The organism is Pseudomonas sp. KK4 (assembly GCF_001984065.1).
GTDB lineage: Bacteria > Pseudomonadota > Gammaproteobacteria > Pseudomonadales > Pseudomonadaceae > Aquipseudomonas.
Genome location: NZ_LYVP01000016.1, coordinates 24,974 through 40,893, shown reverse-complemented (window position 1 = coordinate 40,893; position 15,920 = coordinate 24,974). Strand labels below are relative to the sequence as shown.

General features: G+C 61.5%; 16 protein-coding genes. 12 read left to right on the top strand and 4 right to left on the bottom strand.

The annotated features are described in order from the left end of the window. Positions 1 to 5: 5 nt before the first annotated feature. Both B0W55_RS08550 and B0W55_RS08545 read right to left on the bottom strand, forming a co-directional pair. Positions 6 to 1,724, bottom strand: coding sequence for a C13 family peptidase (locus B0W55_RS08550; RefSeq protein WP_077045572.1), 1,719 nt, complete (start codon positions 1,722 to 1,724; stop codon positions 6 to 8). Between the two features lie 113 nt (positions 1,725 to 1,837). Then, positions 1,838 to 2,293 (bottom strand): MaoC family dehydratase, encoded by a 456-nt coding sequence (locus tag B0W55_RS08545; protein WP_077045571.1) that lies wholly within the window; start codon positions 2,291 to 2,293, stop codon positions 1,838 to 1,840. Positions 2,294 to 2,489: 196 nt separating this feature from the next. On the opposite strand from B0W55_RS08545, the gene B0W55_RS08540 reads away from it, so the two are divergent. The 3 genes from B0W55_RS08540 to B0W55_RS08530 are packed head-to-tail and all read left to right on the top strand — an operon-like array spanning position 2,490 to position 4,169. Next, a complete protein-coding gene (locus tag B0W55_RS08540; protein WP_077045570.1) occupies positions 2,490 to 2,855 on the top strand; it encodes a CidA/LrgA family protein in 366 nt (121 codons plus the stop codon). Beyond that, on the top strand, positions 2,852 to 3,568 hold the full coding sequence (locus tag B0W55_RS08535) for an LrgB family protein (protein WP_077045569.1): 717 nt from the start codon (positions 2,852 to 2,854) through the stop codon (positions 3,566 to 3,568). Before B0W55_RS08540 ends, B0W55_RS08535 begins: the two co-directional genes overlap by 4 nt. A gap of 10 nt (positions 3,569 to 3,578) precedes the next feature. Beyond that, entirely contained in the window at positions 3,579 to 4,169 is a 591-nt protein-coding gene (locus B0W55_RS08530; protein WP_077045568.1) for an LON peptidase substrate-binding domain-containing protein, read from the top strand. A gap of 6 nt (positions 4,170 to 4,175) precedes the next feature. Here the strand turns inward: B0W55_RS08530 and B0W55_RS08525 are convergent, their stop codons facing one another. Beyond that, on the bottom strand, positions 4,176 to 5,492 hold the full coding sequence (locus B0W55_RS08525) for a bifunctional DedA family/phosphatase PAP2 family protein (RefSeq protein ID WP_077045567.1): 1,317 nt from the start codon (positions 5,490 to 5,492) through the stop codon (positions 4,176 to 4,178). A gap of 72 nt (positions 5,493 to 5,564) precedes the next feature. After that, positions 5,565 to 6,263, bottom strand: a complete 699-nt coding sequence (locus tag B0W55_RS08520; protein ID WP_077045606.1) for a DNA-3-methyladenine glycosylase — start codon at positions 6,261 to 6,263, stop codon at positions 5,565 to 5,567. 188 nt (positions 6,264 to 6,451) lie between these two features. On the opposite strand from B0W55_RS08520, the gene B0W55_RS08515 reads away from it, so the two are divergent. From B0W55_RS08515 to B0W55_RS08475, 9 genes are all read left to right on the top strand, one after another. Continuing rightward, positions 6,452 to 7,723 carry a glutamate-5-semialdehyde dehydrogenase gene (locus B0W55_RS08515; RefSeq protein WP_077045566.1) on the top strand — a complete coding sequence of 424 codons (1,272 nt, stop codon included), beginning with the start codon at positions 6,452 to 6,454 and terminating at the stop codon, positions 7,721 to 7,723. Beyond that, positions 7,692 to 8,414: a nicotinate-nucleotide adenylyltransferase gene (nadD, locus tag B0W55_RS08510; RefSeq protein WP_077045565.1), complete on the top strand. Its 723-nt coding sequence runs from the start codon at positions 7,692 to 7,694 to the stop codon at positions 8,412 to 8,414. The genes B0W55_RS08515 and nadD overlap by 32 nt, the downstream gene beginning before the upstream one ends. A 72-nt stretch (positions 8,415 to 8,486) precedes the next feature. After that, on the top strand, positions 8,487 to 8,981 hold the full coding sequence (gene rsfS, locus B0W55_RS08505) for a ribosome silencing factor (RefSeq protein ID WP_007975896.1): 495 nt from the start codon (positions 8,487 to 8,489) through the stop codon (positions 8,979 to 8,981). A 9-nt stretch (positions 8,982 to 8,990) separates the two neighbouring features. Beyond that, positions 8,991 to 9,458, top strand: a complete 468-nt coding sequence (gene rlmH, locus B0W55_RS08500) for a 23S rRNA (pseudouridine(1915)-N(3))-methyltransferase RlmH (RefSeq protein WP_007937439.1) — start codon at positions 8,991 to 8,993, stop codon at positions 9,456 to 9,458. Between the two features lie 10 nt (positions 9,459 to 9,468). Continuing rightward, complete coding sequence (mrdA, locus tag B0W55_RS08495; RefSeq protein ID WP_077045564.1) at positions 9,469 to 11,364, top strand: penicillin-binding protein 2; 1,896 nt, start codon at positions 9,469 to 9,471, stop codon at positions 11,362 to 11,364. 31 nt (positions 11,365 to 11,395) lie between these two features. Further along, positions 11,396 to 12,499 (top strand): rod shape-determining protein RodA, encoded by a 1,104-nt coding sequence (gene rodA / locus B0W55_RS08490; RefSeq protein WP_077045563.1) that lies wholly within the window; start codon positions 11,396 to 11,398, stop codon positions 12,497 to 12,499. 17 nt (positions 12,500 to 12,516) lie between these two features. Next, complete coding sequence (mltB, locus tag B0W55_RS08485) at positions 12,517 to 13,527, top strand: lytic murein transglycosylase B (protein WP_077045562.1); 1,011 nt, start codon at positions 12,517 to 12,519, stop codon at positions 13,525 to 13,527. Next, the gene (locus B0W55_RS08480) at positions 13,527 to 14,537 is read left to right on the top strand and encodes a septal ring lytic transglycosylase RlpA family protein (RefSeq protein WP_077045561.1); all 1,011 of its coding nucleotides are present in this window, start codon (positions 13,527 to 13,529) and stop codon (positions 14,535 to 14,537) included. Before mltB ends, B0W55_RS08480 begins: the two co-directional genes overlap by 1 nt. 183 nt (positions 14,538 to 14,720) lie before the next feature. Next, positions 14,721 to 15,878 carry a D-alanyl-D-alanine carboxypeptidase family protein gene (locus B0W55_RS08475; RefSeq protein ID WP_077045560.1) on the top strand — a complete coding sequence of 386 codons (1,158 nt, stop codon included), beginning with the start codon at positions 14,721 to 14,723 and terminating at the stop codon, positions 15,876 to 15,878. The last annotated feature ends 42 nt before the right edge of the window (positions 15,879 to 15,920 follow it).

Genomic DNA, 15,920 nt, shown 5'->3' with positions numbered 1-15,920 from the left:
TCAGCTTAGTTGGTCTTTGCATCCTTGCCGTCGATCGACACACTTTGCAGGGCTTTGCGGGCTTGCTGTTTGCGCAATAACTGCCAATGGGAAAGCACGGTTTTCGGTGCCCAGATCTGCGGTTCAGACGCTTCGAAACCGTCGGCCAGCTCACGCTCGGCGACGGTGGCCTTGGCCAGTTTGAAGGCTTGTTCCAGGTCATCGGTCTGGTTTAGGGCCTGGGCGAACAGAGCATCGCCGAAATAGGTGAAGTTGGCTTCTTCGGAGCAGCCGAACGACACGCGATCGGCTCGCGAAGCGGTCATGATCAAGGTGCGTTCGTCCTTGAGGGCGGGAATGAAGCCGCCGGAGTAGCAGGACGAAATCACGATCACTTTGTCGCGGTTCTTCAGCGGCGCCAGCACGGCCGCCAGTTCGTCCGCCGGCAGGTCGGCCAGTTCCATGCGCGGCTGGTCGAGCACCAGTTCATGCTCGCTGGTGCCGTGGCTGGTCAGGTAGATGAAAATCAAGTCTTCCGGGCCGCTGCGTTCTGCCAGGGTCACGGCGGCGCGACGCAGGTTTTCCCGGGTGGCCATCGGCCGGTCGCTGAGGTGATCGCGATGGTTGACCAGGCGAATCTGGCCGAAGGCGCCGAAACGGCTGGTGAGCATGTTGGCAACGTAGTCCGATTCACGCAGGAACACGCTTTGCTTGCCGTCGCCGCCCAGGGTCAGGGTGTACAGCTCCACTGCCGGGGTCGAGGCCGGTACGTTGCCCAAGGCATCTTCCAGTAGGCGCCCCTGGGACAGCAGGCCGAGTTCGAGGGTGTCGGGCAGCAACTTGCCATCGGCATCGCGCACCCGTTGGCCATTGATCCAGGTGCCGCTGAGCACCGAGCCATCCGTCAGCACCAGGGTGCCGCGACCGGCGTAGGCATCGTTGTCGAACTGGCCGGTGTAGAAGCTGCCGTCCGCCAGGTTCAGGCGGCCTTGACCACTGAAACGCCAATCGTTGAAGTAGCCGATGTAGTGGCTGCCGTCGGCGCCGATCAGTTCGCCCTTGCCATTGAGCGAGCCTTCCTTGAATTGACCCAGCCACACATCGCCGTCCGCGTTTTCGTAGCGACCCTTGCCGTGCAGTTGATTGTTCTTGAAGGCCCCGACATAGGTGTCGCCGTCTGCGCTGTTGAATGTCCCGTTGCCTTCCAGCTGACCGTCGACGAAGCGCCCGGTGAACTGATTGCCGTTACCGTCGCTGCGCTGTCCTTCGCCGTTGGGTTTGCCGTGGGCGAACTGGCCTTGATAGGCGCTGCCGTCTTCGAGTTCCAGGCGACCCAGGCCAGAATACTGATCGGCCTTGAATTCGCCGCGGTAGGTCATGCCGTTTTCTTTGAGCGTGCCTTCACCGTCGCGCCGGCCGAGCTTGAAGCCGCCGTTGTAGCTGCTGCCATTGGTGGTCAGGCTGCCCTGACCGTCGAACAGGCCTTGGTTGAACTGCCCGCGATAGACTTCGCCGTTGCTGCCATGCCATTCGCCCTGGCCGTGCCATTGGCCCTTGTCGAAGTCGCCGGCGTACCAGCTGCCATTGGGATAATCGATACGGCCCTGGCCTTGCAGCAATCCATCGACCAGATCACCGCGATAGCGGCCGCCGTCCGGCAGACGGGCGTCGGGAGGCAGCGGTGATTCACCGTCACCGCACGCGGTGAGCATCAGGGTCAAGGCAAGGAGTGCAAGTGAGCGCATAGCGGGTTCCGGGCAATTAGGCGACCGAGTATGCCGCAGCTATGTGACCTTATACAGCCGGTAGAAATGCAGCGGGTGCGAAACAGCCTGGGCTGCTTCGCTTCCGTGAGGCTTTACACGAAGCAGAGCGACAGCGGTTCAGCGATATACGCCGGTTTGTCCGAGCCTTCGATTTCCAGGGTGGCGGTGGCCTTGAGCAGCCATTGGCCGGGTTTCTTCTCGGACACCTCGGTCAGGTCGACCTTCAGGCGCACGTTGGAGTTGACCTTGACCGGTTGAATGAAGCGCACGCTGTCCAGGCCGTAATTGACCACCATCTTCAGGCCTTCGGGCAGGATGAGGATGTCTTCCATCAGTTTCGGGATCAGCGACAGCGACAGGAAGCCATGGGCAATGGTGCTGCCGAAGGGGGTTTGCGCGGCCTTGACCGGATCGACGTGGATGAACTGATAGTCCCCTGTGGCTTCGGCGAACAGGTTGATGCGTTCCTGATCGATCGTTAGCCATTCGGAACGTCCAAGTTCCTTGCCGACATAATCATTGAGCTCTGCAACTGGAACATAGGGCATTGAGACTCTCCTTGGGTTCATCGGTTTTATAGTTTCAGCCGGGGGATCTGGTCTCCCGGTCTACCACTTTAGATCAACATGGCGAATTGCTCCGGTCAACCGACCATGCTTATGGCGAATGCCGATCCATAGGGCAGGCGTGTTTATAATGCCCGGCCCGCCCTTGCGGGTGACGGGTTCTGCGGGAGAATGAAGGATGTTGTTACGTGGCCTGACCTGGCTGGTGCTGTTTCAACTGCTCGGTACAGCGATCAACCATTTGTTTTTACCAGTGCTGCCGGGGCCGATCGTCGGTCTGCTGTTGCTGCTGGTGTTCCTGATCAGTCGCGGTCAGGTCGGTGAACCGCTGAACCTGGCGGCCAGCAGTCTGCTGCGCTATTTGCCCTTGCTGCTGGTGCCGCCAGCGGTGGGCGTGATGGTGTATGCCAAGGACATTGCGGCGGATTTCTGGGCCATTACCGGCGCGCTGGTGTTGTCCCTGCTGCTGTCCATGGCCTTCGCCGGTGTACTGATGCAGCGCCTGATCAAGCGTCACGCACAACCTTCCGAGGACAGCCAATGACCCTTGACTGGCAAGGCGCCTGGACGTCGGTGATCCATCATCCGTTGTTCGGCATTGGCGTAACTCTGGGCGCCTATCAACTGGTGCTGGCGGCGTTCGAGAAAACCCGCTGGATCTTTTTGCAACCGGTGCTGGTCTCCATGTTGCTGGTGATCGGTGTGCTGGTGGGCTGCGGGCTGACCTACGCCGAATACCGCAAGAGCACCGAGATCCTCAGCATCCTGCTGGGCCCGGCCACGGTTGCCCTGGCTGTGCCGCTGTACCTGAACCTGCGACGGATTCGGCAGTTGTTCTGGCCGATATTTACTACGCTGGTGATAGGCGGTGTGGTCGCCACGGGAATGGGGGTGCTGCTGGGCTGGTGGTTCGGCGCTGAACACATGATCCTGATGACCATGGCGCCCAAATCGGTGACCTCGCCGATCGCCATGCTGGTGGCCGAACAGATTGGTGGAGTGGCGGCGCTGGCGGCGGTGTTCGTGTTGATCACCGGTGTGATCGGCGCGATTTTCGGCCCGAGCCTGTTGACCCGGCTCGGCGTGCACAGCCCCGAGGCCCGGGGCATGGCGTTGGGCATGACCGCCCACGCGGTCGGCACGGCGGTGGCGATGCAGGAAAACGAAGAATGCGGCGCCTTCGCGGCGCTGGCGATGAGTTTGATGGGCGTGGCCACGGCGGTGTTGCTGCCGTTGGCGGTGTCGATGGTGGTTTAAGGAAATGTCTATGAGTCTGCCGCTTTTTCCGCTGAACACGGTGCTGTTTCCAGGTTGCATCCTCGATTTGCAGATTTTCGAGGCGCGCTACCTGGACATGATCGGTCGCTGCATGAAACAGGGCGGCGGCTTCGGCGTGGTGTGCATCCTCGAGGGCGAAGAAGTCGGCATCGCCCCGGCGGGTTATGCGCTGGTCGGCTGCGAAGCGCTGATCACCGATTTCAAGACCCAGGACAACGGCCTGCTGGGCATTCGCGTGCAGGGCGGTCGACGCTTCCATGTATTGCGCACCGAGGTGCAGCGCGATCAGTTGATCGTCGCCGACGTCGAGTGGCTGGAAGATGAACCGGAACAACCGCTGCAGGATGAAGATGCCGACCTGGTGGCCTTGCTTCGGGCGCTGGCGGAGCACCCGATGGTCGAAGCGCTGAACATGGGCACCGAAGCGACCGGGCAACAGTCCCTGGCCAATCAGTTGGCCTACCTGCTGCCCTTTGCCGAACTGGACAAGATCGACCTGTTGCAACTCGATGATCCGCAGCAGCGACTGGATGCGATCCAGGCGCTGCTCGATGAGTTGCAGGGTGAACTGTTTGCCTGACGCCTGTTAATAGGCGTATCTGAGCATCGTGTGCGGCAAATGCCGCAATACGAAGAACCCGAACAACGCCACCAGCGCTGGCAATATCAGCCACCAGACCTTCTGCGGCATGGCGTCGAGCGATGTCCGCCGCTGAGTCAGCCCCAGGCTCGCCGCGCAGACACAAGCGGCCAGCATCGCGCCGGCCAGCACATCCGTCGGCCAGTGCGCCCCCAGATATACCCGAGACAGCGCTATCGCCAGCGCCGGCAGGCAGCCTACCAGCAGCCAGGTCAGGCGCATCCGTGGCGGTTGTCCGCGACCGGCGAGCACGGCGAGGGTGAGGAACAGCGCGAAAGCGCCGGAGGCGTGACCACTGGGCATGCTGTAGCTGCCCAGTGGATCGCTCAGCACTTCCGGGCGTACCCGAGCGAAAAACTGTTTGGTCGCGGTGTTGCCCAGCGCCGTGAACAGCAGTGTGCTGCAGGCGAAGATTGCCTGGCGCCATTGCCGGGTAATCAGCAGCAGTGCTACCAACAGGGTACTGAAGGCCAGCATGTTGTGGAATTCGCCGATCAGCGTGAACACCACGGCCACTTCATCGAGCATCGGGCTGCGGTGTTCCTGTACCAGGGTCATGATCCCTTGGTCGAGTGCGTTCAGCTGTGAGTAACCTATAAACAGTGCGGCCAGAATCAGAAAGCTCATTGCGCTGATGAAGATCGTCGCCTTGCGATGCTTGCGCAGGCTGCTGGTGGCGCTCAGGCCAACCATCAGTGCAATGCTCGCCGCCACCACCCCGGCCTGGGGCCAGAAACCCTGGGGCAATGGCAGACGAATCGCTGCACCGGTGGCCCAACCCGGCAGCAGGTAAGCCACCGACCACCCGGCACCGGCCAGGAGGCTGACGGCGAAGAAGCGGGGGAAGGGCATATCGAACATGCCGGCGACCATCGGCAGCATGGGGCGCAACGGCCCGATGAAGCGGCCAACCAACAGGCTGGCGATGCCATAGCGCTGGAAATAGGCCTCGGCCCTGGCGATCCATTCCGGATGATGACGCAGCCCCGGCAGGCGCCGGATATTCTGATGGAAATGACGTCCCAGGAAATACGACACCACATCGCCCAGCACGCCTGCGACGAAGCCCAGCAGCAGTGTTTCGCTCAACGACAGTGCTCCGCTGCCGGCCAGTACCGCCACGGCGAACAGCAGCACCGTTCCCGGCACGATCAGCCCGGCGATCGCCAGGCACTCGACAAAGGACACGATGAACACCGCTGCCGCCAGCCATTGCGGATTGAGCGTCAGCCAGGCAGTCACGCTATCGAGCCATGGGCCCATAAATACAACTCCATTGAATGTCAGGCACAATTGCTGAAGACACGGCAGGCCCCTGCGGGATCTGCAAAATACTCAAGACAGTACAAAATAATCGCGACCTTCGACCTGTCCCCGTCGCAGCGGGTTCCGCGTGCACCAGGCCGCATACGCCGCATCGACGAAACGGTACATCAGGTGTTCATCGCGCCCTTGGGGAATGCCCAGGCGCGTGGCCTGGATGACATGGGCGGGTGTCTGGCCGACGTCTTCCACCAGCAGGATCTCATGGTCGAAACGCTTGGCATCCCATACCGGCACCTTCAACCCAAGGGATTTGCACAGCAGCGTTTGCCCGGCGCAGAGCTTTTGCGACGGGCGAGGGCGGCCCTGGGCGTCGGGGTTGTTGAGCAGCATCTGCGCCAGGCTCGCCGGCCCGCTCAGATCGTCGACCCAAGGGTAGGCGGATTTGATCAGTACCGCGTTGCCCGGGCCCTGTGCGCTGAAGTTCAGGGAGTCGCCGCCACGGGAGTAGTACATATAGATGTGCCCGCCATCCAGAAACAAAGCCTTACGCTTTTCCGTATAGCCCAGGGAGGCATGGCTGCCTTTTTCGGCGAGGTAATAGGCTTCGGTCTCGATGATTCGAGCGCTGAGCCACAAATGACCGACCTTGTGGCGAATGACCTTGCCCAGTAAGTCCCGGGCCAGAATCTGCGGGTCACGGTCGAAAAAAGCGTCCGGCAGGCCCTTGGGCAGGCTCGAAGCGGAGGTTCGAACAGTCAGATTGGACATGATCAACGGCGTTGTCAGGGCTGAGTGAGCGGTGATGATAACAATTTGCGCCTTAATCCCGGCTGAACGTCGGCAAATGGCCCTCCATTTCGACCATCCGCCCGTCACCGCTGTTAGTCGGGAGACACGACAGCTATAATCTGCCGCTTTACTCTTTACCAAGACCTGATCAAAGACCACGCCAGACCATGACTGAGTCCGTTCTTGACTACATGACCCGCCTGGGTCGCGCTGCCCGCGAGGCTTCCCGCGTCATCGGCCGTGCCAGCACTGCGCAGAAGAACCGCGCGCTGCAGGCCGCCGCCAACGCGCTGGACGCTGCCCGTGCCGAGCTGAGCGCCGCCAATGAGCTGGATTTGGCCGCTGGCCGCGCCAATGGTCTGGAGCCGGCGCTGCTCGAGCGTCTGGCGCTGACGCCAGCGCGTATCGACGGCATGATCGTGGGGCTGCGCCAGGTCGCCGCATTGCCGGACCCGGTCGGCGCGATCCGCGACATGAGCTATCGGCCGTCGGGGATTCAAGTCGGCAAGATGCGCGTGCCGTTGGGCGTGATCGGCATCATTTATGAATCACGGCCGAACGTGACCATCGACGCCGCCAGTCTGTGCCTGAAGTCGGGTAACGCGACCATCCTGCGTGGCGGCTCGGAAGCCATTCACTCCAACCGTGCCATCGCCGCCTGCATCCAGCGTGGCCTGGCCGAAGCCGATCTGCCGGCTGCGGTGGTGCAAGTGGTTGAAACCACCGACCGGGCGGCCGTCGGTGCCCTGATCGCCATGCCCGAATACGTCGATGTCATCGTGCCCCGTGGTGGCCGTGGCCTGATCGAGCGCGTCAGTCGCGACGCCCGCGTTCCGGTGATCAAGCACCTGGACGGCATCTGCCACGTTTACGTCAGTGCCCATGCCGATCTGCCCAAAGCCCAGCGCATCGCATTCAACGCCAAGACCTACCGCTATGGCATCTGCGGTGCGATGGAGACGCTGCTGGTCGATCAAATGGTTGCCAAAGATTTCCTGCCGGCGATGGCTGCCCAGTTCCGCGAAAAAGGCGTCGAGCTGCGCGGCTGCGAGCGCACACGGACGATCATCGATGCGCTGCCCGCGACCGAAGAGGACTGGAATACCGAGTACCTGGCGCCGATCCTGTCGATCCGCGTGATCGACGGGTTGGAACAGGCGATCGAGCACATCAATCATTACGGCTCTCACCACACCGATTCGATTGTCAGCGAACACCAGGGCGAAACCCGGCGTTTCGTGGCTGAAGTCGACTCCTCGTCGGTGATGATCAACACCCCGACCTGCTTCGCCGATGGCTTCGAATACGGATTGGGTGCCGAGATCGGCATTTCTACTGATAAGCTGCACGCCCGCGGCCCGGTGGGTCTCGAAGGTCTGACCTGCGAGAAGTATGTCGTGGTCGGTGATGGCCAGTTGCGCGGACAGGAGTCGCTCTGACTTGGGCGACTTCGACCCGTCAGTCCCGGTAAACGCCAGCGCGCCTCGATGCAGACGCATCGGCGTACTGGGCGGAACGTTTGACCCGGTGCACATCGGCCATTTGCGCGGTGCGCTGGAAGTCGCCGAATCGCTGGCGCTCGATGAATTGCGTCTGGTACCCAGTGCCAGGCCGCCTCATCGGGACACGCCGCAGGTGTCGGCGAAGGACCGTCTGGCGATGGTCGAGTGCGCGGTGGCCGGTGTGGCACCGTTGGTGGTGGATGACCGCGAATTGCAGCGCGACAAACCGTCCTACACCATCGATACCCTGGAGTCGATGCGTGCCGAAATGGCCGACGAGACCCAGGTTTTTCTACTTTTGGGCTGGGACGCATTTTGCGGCCTGCCCACTTGGCACCGCTGGGAAGAGTTGCTCCAGCATTGCCACATCCTGGTGCTGCAACGCCCGGATGCCGACAGCGAACCGCCGGATGCCTTGCGCAACCTGCTGGCAGCGCGCTCGGTGAGCGACCCGCTGGCCCTCAAAGGGCCGAGCGGACAGATTGCATTCGTCTGGCAGACACCGCTCGCGGTATCCGCCACCCAGATCCGTCAACTGCTGGCCAGCGGTAAGTCGGTACGTTTCCTGGTGCCCGACGCGGTCCTGGCCTACATCGAGGCGCACGGACTCTACCGTGCGTCGAACTGAACAGGAGTGCTTCAAGGCACGTGGCAACAACGTGTATCGAAGCCCCGAACAAACGAGCAAAACGAGTTTTTTATGACGAGCAACAACGAAAGCAAAGTAAAACGCAAAGGCACATTCAAGAGTGCGCCGCTGCCTGAGAAAGTCCTCGCCGCCGAGCCGCCAAAGGGCGACGAACTGGTCAAGATCGCCGTAGCCGCCCTGGAAGACGTCAAGGCCCAGGACGTACTGGTGATCGATGTTCGCGACAAGCAGAGCATCACCGACTACATGATCATCGCCACCGGTACCTCCAATCGCCAGATCGGCGCGATGCTGGACAAGGTCCGCGAAGCGGTCAAAGCCCTGGGCATCAAGCCGCTGGGTGAAGAAGGCAAGGGCGACAGCGACTGGGTGCTGTTGGACATGGACGACGTGATCGTCCACATGATGACCTCCAACGCCCGTCAGTTCTACGACCTGGAGCGCCTGTGGAAAGGTGCCGAGCAGAGCCGTGCCGCCGATGGCAAACACCACAGCCCTGAAGTTGGTCACGAGCATTTCAACAAGCTCAACAAAGACCAGGAATAAGGAACGGCTGTGCGACTGCGACTGATCGCCGTCGGTTCCCGCATGCCCAAGTGGGTGGAAGAAGGCTGGCATGAGTATGCCAAGCGTCTTCCGTCCGAGCTGGCGCTGGAACTGGTGGAAATACCGCTCAACACCCGTGGCAAGAACGCCGACGTGGCGCGCTTCATCCGTCAGGAAGGCGAAGCCATGCTGGCCAAGGTCGGGCCGAACGAGCGCGTTGTCACCCTCGAAGTCCACGGCAAGCCCTGGAGTACCGAGCAACTGGCGGTCGAACTCGATCGCTGGCGGCTGGACTCGCGCACGGTGAATTTCATGGTCGGCGGCCCCGAAGGGCTGGCGCCGGAAGTCTGCGCCCGTGCCGATCAGCGCTGGTCGCTCTCGCCGTTGACGTTGCCGCACCCACTGGTGCGCATCCTCATCGGTGAACAGCTGTATCGTGCCTGGACCGTATTGTCCGGCCACCCTTACCACAAGTAGTTCTGCCCCCATGTCCCAACCGATCCGCATCAAGGACCACGAAAAAGACGCCCGTCTGGTGCGTGGCCGCGTCGTGTTCGGGGCAATTGCGGTGGTGGCACTGATCGGCGTGCTGATTGCGCGCCTTTATTTCCTGCAGGTGATCCAGTACGAGTACCACTCGACCCTGTCGGAAAACAACCGCGTCCATGTGCAGCCTATCCCGCCGACTCGCGGCCTGATCTTCGACCGCAACGGCGTGGTGATTGCCGATAACCGGCCCAGTTTCAGCCTGAGCATGACCCGTGAGCGCTCCGGCGACTGGCAACAGGTGCTCGACGTGATCGTCGAAGTGCTGGAGCTGACGCCCGAGGATCGGGTGGTCTTCGAAAAACGCATGCGTCAGGGGCGCCGTCCGTTCGAGCCGGTGCCGATCCTGTTCGAGCTGACCGAAGAGCAGATCGCGCGGATCGCCGTGAACCAGTTCCGCCTGCCCGGGGTGGAGGTGGTTGCGCAACTGGTTCGTCACTATCCCCAGGGTGCGCATTTCGCGCATTCGGTGGGCTACATGGGGCGGATCAACGAGAAAGAGCTCAAGTCCCTGGACCCGGTCAGTTACAGCGGCACCCATCAAATCGGCAAGACCGGTATCGAGCGTTTCTACGAGCCGGAACTGCATGGCCAGGTGGGTTACGAGGAAGTCGAGACCAACGCTCGGGGGCGTGTGTTGCGGGTGCTCAAGCGTACCGAACCGGTTTCCGGCAAGGACATCGTCCTGAGCCTGGACATCAAGCTGCAGGAAGCTGCCGAAGCCGCGCTCGGCGGTCGTCGTGGCGCGGTTGTGGCGCTGAACCCGAAAACCGGCGAGGTGCTGGCAATGGTCAGCCAGCCGAGCTTCGATCCGAACCTGTTCGTCACCGGCATCAGTTCCAAGGCCTATTCCGAACTGCGCGACTCCATCGACCGGCCGCTGTTCAACCGTGTACTGCGCGGCCTGTACCCGCCGGGCTCGACCATCAAGCCTGCGGTGGCCATTGCCGGACTGGACGCCGGCGTGGTGACGGCGTCGACCCGAGTGTTCGACCCCGGCTACTACATGCTGCCCAATTACGATCACAAGTACCGCAACTGGAACCGGACCGGGGACGGCTTCGTCGACCTCGACACGGCGATCATGCGTTCCAACGACACCTACTTCTATGACCTGGCCCACAAGCTGGGGATCGATCGGTTGTCGTCGTACCTGGGCAAGTTCGGTATCGGTCAGAAGGTGTCTCTGGACATGTTCGAAGAATCCCCGGGGCTGATGCCGACTCGCGAATGGAAGCGCGCAACCCGCCGTCAGGCGTGGTTCCCGGGGGAAACGCTGATTCTAGGGATCGGTCAGGGCTACATGCAGTCGACCCCGCTGCAACTGGCCCAGGCCACGGCGCTGGTGGCCAACAAAGGCATCTGGAACCGCCCGCACCTGGCCAAGACCATCGAAGGCGAAAAGCCGGTGGACCACAACCCGATGCCGGACATCATCCTGCGCGATCCGTCCGACTGGACCAAGGTCAACCACGGCATGCAGCAGGTGATGCACGGCGCCCGCGGTACGGCGCGCAAGGCTTCGATCGGTGCGCAGTACCGGATCGCCGGCAAGAGTGGTACGGCCCAGGTGGTCGCGATCAAGCAGGGTGAGAAATATGACCGCTCCAAGGTTCAGGAACGCCACCGCGACCACGCCTTGTTCGTGGGCTTCGCGCCGGCGGACGACCCGCAGATCGTGGTGTCGGTGATGGTCGAGAACGGTGAGTCCGGCTCCGGCGTCGCAGCGCCCGTGGTGCGTCAGGTGATGGACGCCTGGCTGTTGGACCAGGACGGTCGCCTCAAAGCCGAATACGCCAGCCCTACCAGCGCGGAGGCCACGGCCCGTGATGAATAATTTTGATCGCATGCTCTCCAGTGAGGATGTGATGCGGCGTCGCGCGACGCTGCTGCAACGCATGCACATCGATGGTGTGTTACTGGTTTTGCTGCTGACCCTGGCCGCCGGCAGCCTGTTCGTTCTCTATTCGGCCAGTGGCAAGAGCTGGGACTTGCTGGCCAAACAGGCCACATCGTTCGGCATCGGCCTGGTTTCGATGATCGTCATCGCTCAGTTCGAGCCGCGCTTCATGGCCCGTTGGGTACCGGTCGGCTATGTGATCGGTGTGCTGTTGCTGGTGGTGGTGGATGTCATGGGCCACAACGCCATGGGGGCCACGCGCTGGATCAATATTCCCGGGGTCGTGCGCTTCCAGCCATCGGAATTCATGAAGATCCTGATGCCGGCGACCATCGCCTGGTATTTGTCCAAGCGCACCTTGCCGCCGCAGCTCAAGCATGTGGGGATCAGTCTGATGCTGATTGGTGTGCCCTTCATCCTGATCGTGCGCCAACCCGACCTCGGCACCTCCCTGCTGATCCTGGCCGGGGGTGCGTTCGTGCTGTTCATGGGTGGCCTGCGCTGGCGCTGGATTCTCAGCGTACTGGCTGCCACCGTGCCCGTGGCCATCGCCATGTGGTTCTTCATCATGCACGACTACCAGAAGCAGCGGATCCTGACCTTCCTCGACCCGGAAAGCGATCCGCTTGGCACTGGCTGGAACATCATTCAGTCCAAGGCAGCCATCGGTTCCGGCGGCGTATTTGGCAAGGGCTGGCTGCTGGGTACCCAGTCGCACCTGGACTTCCTCCCGGAAAGCCACACCGACTTCATCATTGCGGTGCTGGGTGAAGAGTTCGGCCTGGTGGGTATCTGCGCGCTGTTGCTGATCTATCTGTTGCTGATCGGTCGTGGCCTGGTGATTACCGCCCAGGCCCAGACCCTGTTCGGCAAGTTGCTGGCCGGTGCGCTGACCATGACGTTCTTTGTCTATGTTTTCGTCAACATCGGTATGGTCAGTGGCCTGTTGCCAGTGGTGGGGGTACCGTTGCCGTTCATTAGTTACGGAGGAACTTCGCTGGTGACGCTGCTGTCAGCGTTTGGGGTTTTGATGTCGATCCATACCCATCGCAAGTGGATCGCGCAGGTTTGAATAAGGTGAAGAGTTCAATGCAAGTAATGCGTGGCTGGGCGACTCGAAATGCGCCGTGGGTCGGCCTGGTAAGCATCCTTGGCACCGCGCAGGAAGCGTTGGCCGGCGATTACGACGGCTCACCCCAAGTGGCCGAGTTCGTCGGTGAAATGACCCGCGACTACGGTTTTGCCGGCGAACAGTTGATGGGCGTGTTCCGCGAAGCCGAACGCAAGCAGTCGATCCTGGATGCGATTTCCAAACCCGCCGAACGGGTCAAGCAGTGGAATGAGTATCGGCCGATGTTCATCACCGACGCGCGCATTGCCCGTGGTGTGGACTTCTGGCGTCAGCACGAGGCAGCACTGGCCCGGGCCGAGCAGGAATACGGCGTTCCGGCGCAAGTCATTGTGGCGATTATTGGCGTCGAGACCTTTTTCGGTCGCAATACCGGCAATTTCCGCGTGATCGATGCATTGTCGACCCTGGGTTTCGACTATCCTCCCCGTGCCGAATTTTTCCGCAAGGAACTGCGTGAGTTCCTGTTGCTGGCCCGGGAAGAGCAGGTCGACCCCCTGACCTTGAAGGGGTCCTACGCCGGGGCCATGGGCCTGCCGCAATTCATGCCCAGCAGCTTTCGCGCCTATGCGGTGGATTTCGACGGCGACGGCCACATCAATATCTGGAACAACCCGGACGACGCCATCGGCAGTGTCGCCAGTTATTTCAAGCGTCACGGCTGGGCCGCCGGCGAGCCGGTGGTCAGCCGGGCCGATGTGCGCGGCGATCAGATCGACGAGGGTTTGACCGCCGGTATCGAGCCGACTAAAACCGTTGGAGAGTTGCGGGCCTTGGGCTGGTCAAGTCATGATGCGCTGCGCGATGATATGCCGGTTACCGCTTTCCGGCTGGAAGGCGACAATGGCCCCGAGTACTGGATGGGCCTGAAGAATTTTTATGCGATCACGCGTTATAACCGCAGCGTGATGTACGCCATGGCCGTACATCAACTGTCTGAACAGCTGGTCCAAGCACGGGGCGTCAAGTAATGCGGGCATTGCCTATGAATAAACCCCTGAAGCTGATGGCATTTGCCGCGTTGGCAGTGCTGGTCGCCAGTTGTTCGACCAGCCGTTCGCCGACGCAGAAATCCTCCACCGCCGTGCGCTCTGCGCCGGGGCTGGACATCAACCGCGCCCACAAGGATGGCGCGCCCTGGTGGGACGTCGACGTGTCGCGCATTCCGGATGCCACGCCGACCCTGCACAGCGGCCCGTACAAGGCCAACCCCTACACCGTGCTGGGCAAGACCTATTTCCCGTTGCAGGAATCCAAGACCTATGTGGCCTCGGGTACGGCCTCCTGGTATGGCACCAAGTTCCATGGCCAGAACACCGCCAATGGCGAGGTCTATGACCTGTACGGGATGAGTGCCGCGCACAAGACCTTGCCGCTGCCGAGTTATGTCCGGGTCACCAACCTGGACAACAACAAGAGCGTCATCCTTCGCGTCAACGATCGCGGGCCTTTTTACTCGGACCGGATCATCGATTTGTCCTACGCGGCCGCCAAGAAGCTCGGTTATGCCGAAATCGGCACCGCCAGGGTCAAGGTCGAAGGCATCGATCCGCAGCAATGGTGGGCCGCCAAGGGCCGTCCGGCGCCTTTAATGCTCAACGAGCCGCAAGTCGCGCAGAATAGCGCGCCGGTTGTCACGGCTTCGGCCGGTACCGTCGAGCAATGGACGCCACCGCCGCAGCAACACGCCGCCGCCGTTGTGCCAGTCCAACTGGCTGACGCAAAAAAAAACGCTTCTGCACCAGCCTCTGGCCAGTTTCTGCAGGTGGGCGCGTTCGCCAACCCGGACGCTGCAGAACTCCTGAGGTCCAAGCTCAGCGGGATGGTGAGCGCTCCGGTGTTCATCAGCTCGATCGTGCGCAACCAGCAGACTCTGCATCGGGTGCGCCTGGGGCCGATCGGTTCGCCGGGTGAGATCCAGCAAGTGCAGAACAGTGTACGCATGGCCAATCTCGGTTCGCCGAGTGTGGTCACGGAGTAATACGTAGGACTTGATTGACGGTTCACTCGCAGTCGGGGGTGAACCAGGTTGTTGGCTCGTCGAAAAACAAAAACCCGGCAAGGGTGACTTGAGTGAGCAACTGAACACGCGATGGCCCGTTAGAAGGCCATTTGAATAGTTTTGCCCGCTGGGCAAGTTTCCATTAGCGATTTCGAGAGACGGATGAACATCACCACCTTTGCCAAACGCCTGTGCCTTCTAGTCCCGCTGCTCCTCTCACCTGCCGCGTTCGCGGTCGAGATGATGCCGTCGCCACCGCAACTGGCCGCCAAGGCCTATGTGCTCATGGACGCCAGCAGCGGCAACGTGCTGGTCGAAAACAATGGTGATCAGCGCCTGCCTCCAGCCAGCCTGACCAAGCTGATGACCGCGTACATCGCGACCCTGGAAATCCGTCGTGGCCAGATCGGCGAGAACGATCCGGTGACCGTCAGCGAAAACGCCTGGCGTACCGGCGGTTCGCGGATGTTCATCAAGGTTGGCTCCCAGGTGACGGTCAGCGACCTGCTGCACGGCATCATCATCCAGTCGGGCAACGACGCCAGCGTGGCGCTGTCCGAGCACATCGCCGGCAGCGAAGACGCGTTCGCCGACCTGATGAACAAGACGGTCGCCGACCTGGGCATGACCAACACCCACTTCATGAACCCGACCGGTCTGCCGAACCCAGAGCACTACTCGTCGGCTCACGACATGGCGGTGCTGGCTCGCGCGATCATCCACGAAGACCCGGCTCACTATGCGATCTACTCGCAGAAAGAGTTCTTCTGGAACGGCATCAAGCAACCGAACCGTAACCTGCTGCTGTGGCGTGACAAGACCGTCGACGGTCTGAAAACCGGCCACACCGACGAAGCCGGTTACTGCATGGTGTCTTCGGCGGTACGTGACGGCATGCGCCTGATCGCCGTGGTGTTCGGCACCAGCAGCGAAGTGGCCCGTGCCGCTGAAACCCAGAAACTGCTGACCTACGGCTTCCGCTTCTTCGAAACCCAGACCTTCTATCAGAAAGGTGCCGAGCTGGCTCAGGCCCCTGTCTGGAAGGGCGCCACCAACCAGGTCAAGGCCGGTCTGGCTGAAGACCTGACCATGACCCTACCGAAGGGCCAGCTGAAAAAGCTCGCCGCCAGCATGACCATGAACCCGCAACTGGTTGCGCCAATCGCCAAGGGCGACGTGATCGGTAAAGTCGAAGTCAAACTGGACGACAAAGTGGTGCACAGCGCCGATCTGATCGCTCTGGACGGCGTCGAAGAGGGTGGTATCTTCCGTCGCATGTGGGATAGCATCCGTCTATTCTTCTACGGCTTGTTCAACTGATAGTGTGCACCTGCATGGCCCCGCGCTGATCCAGCGTGGGGC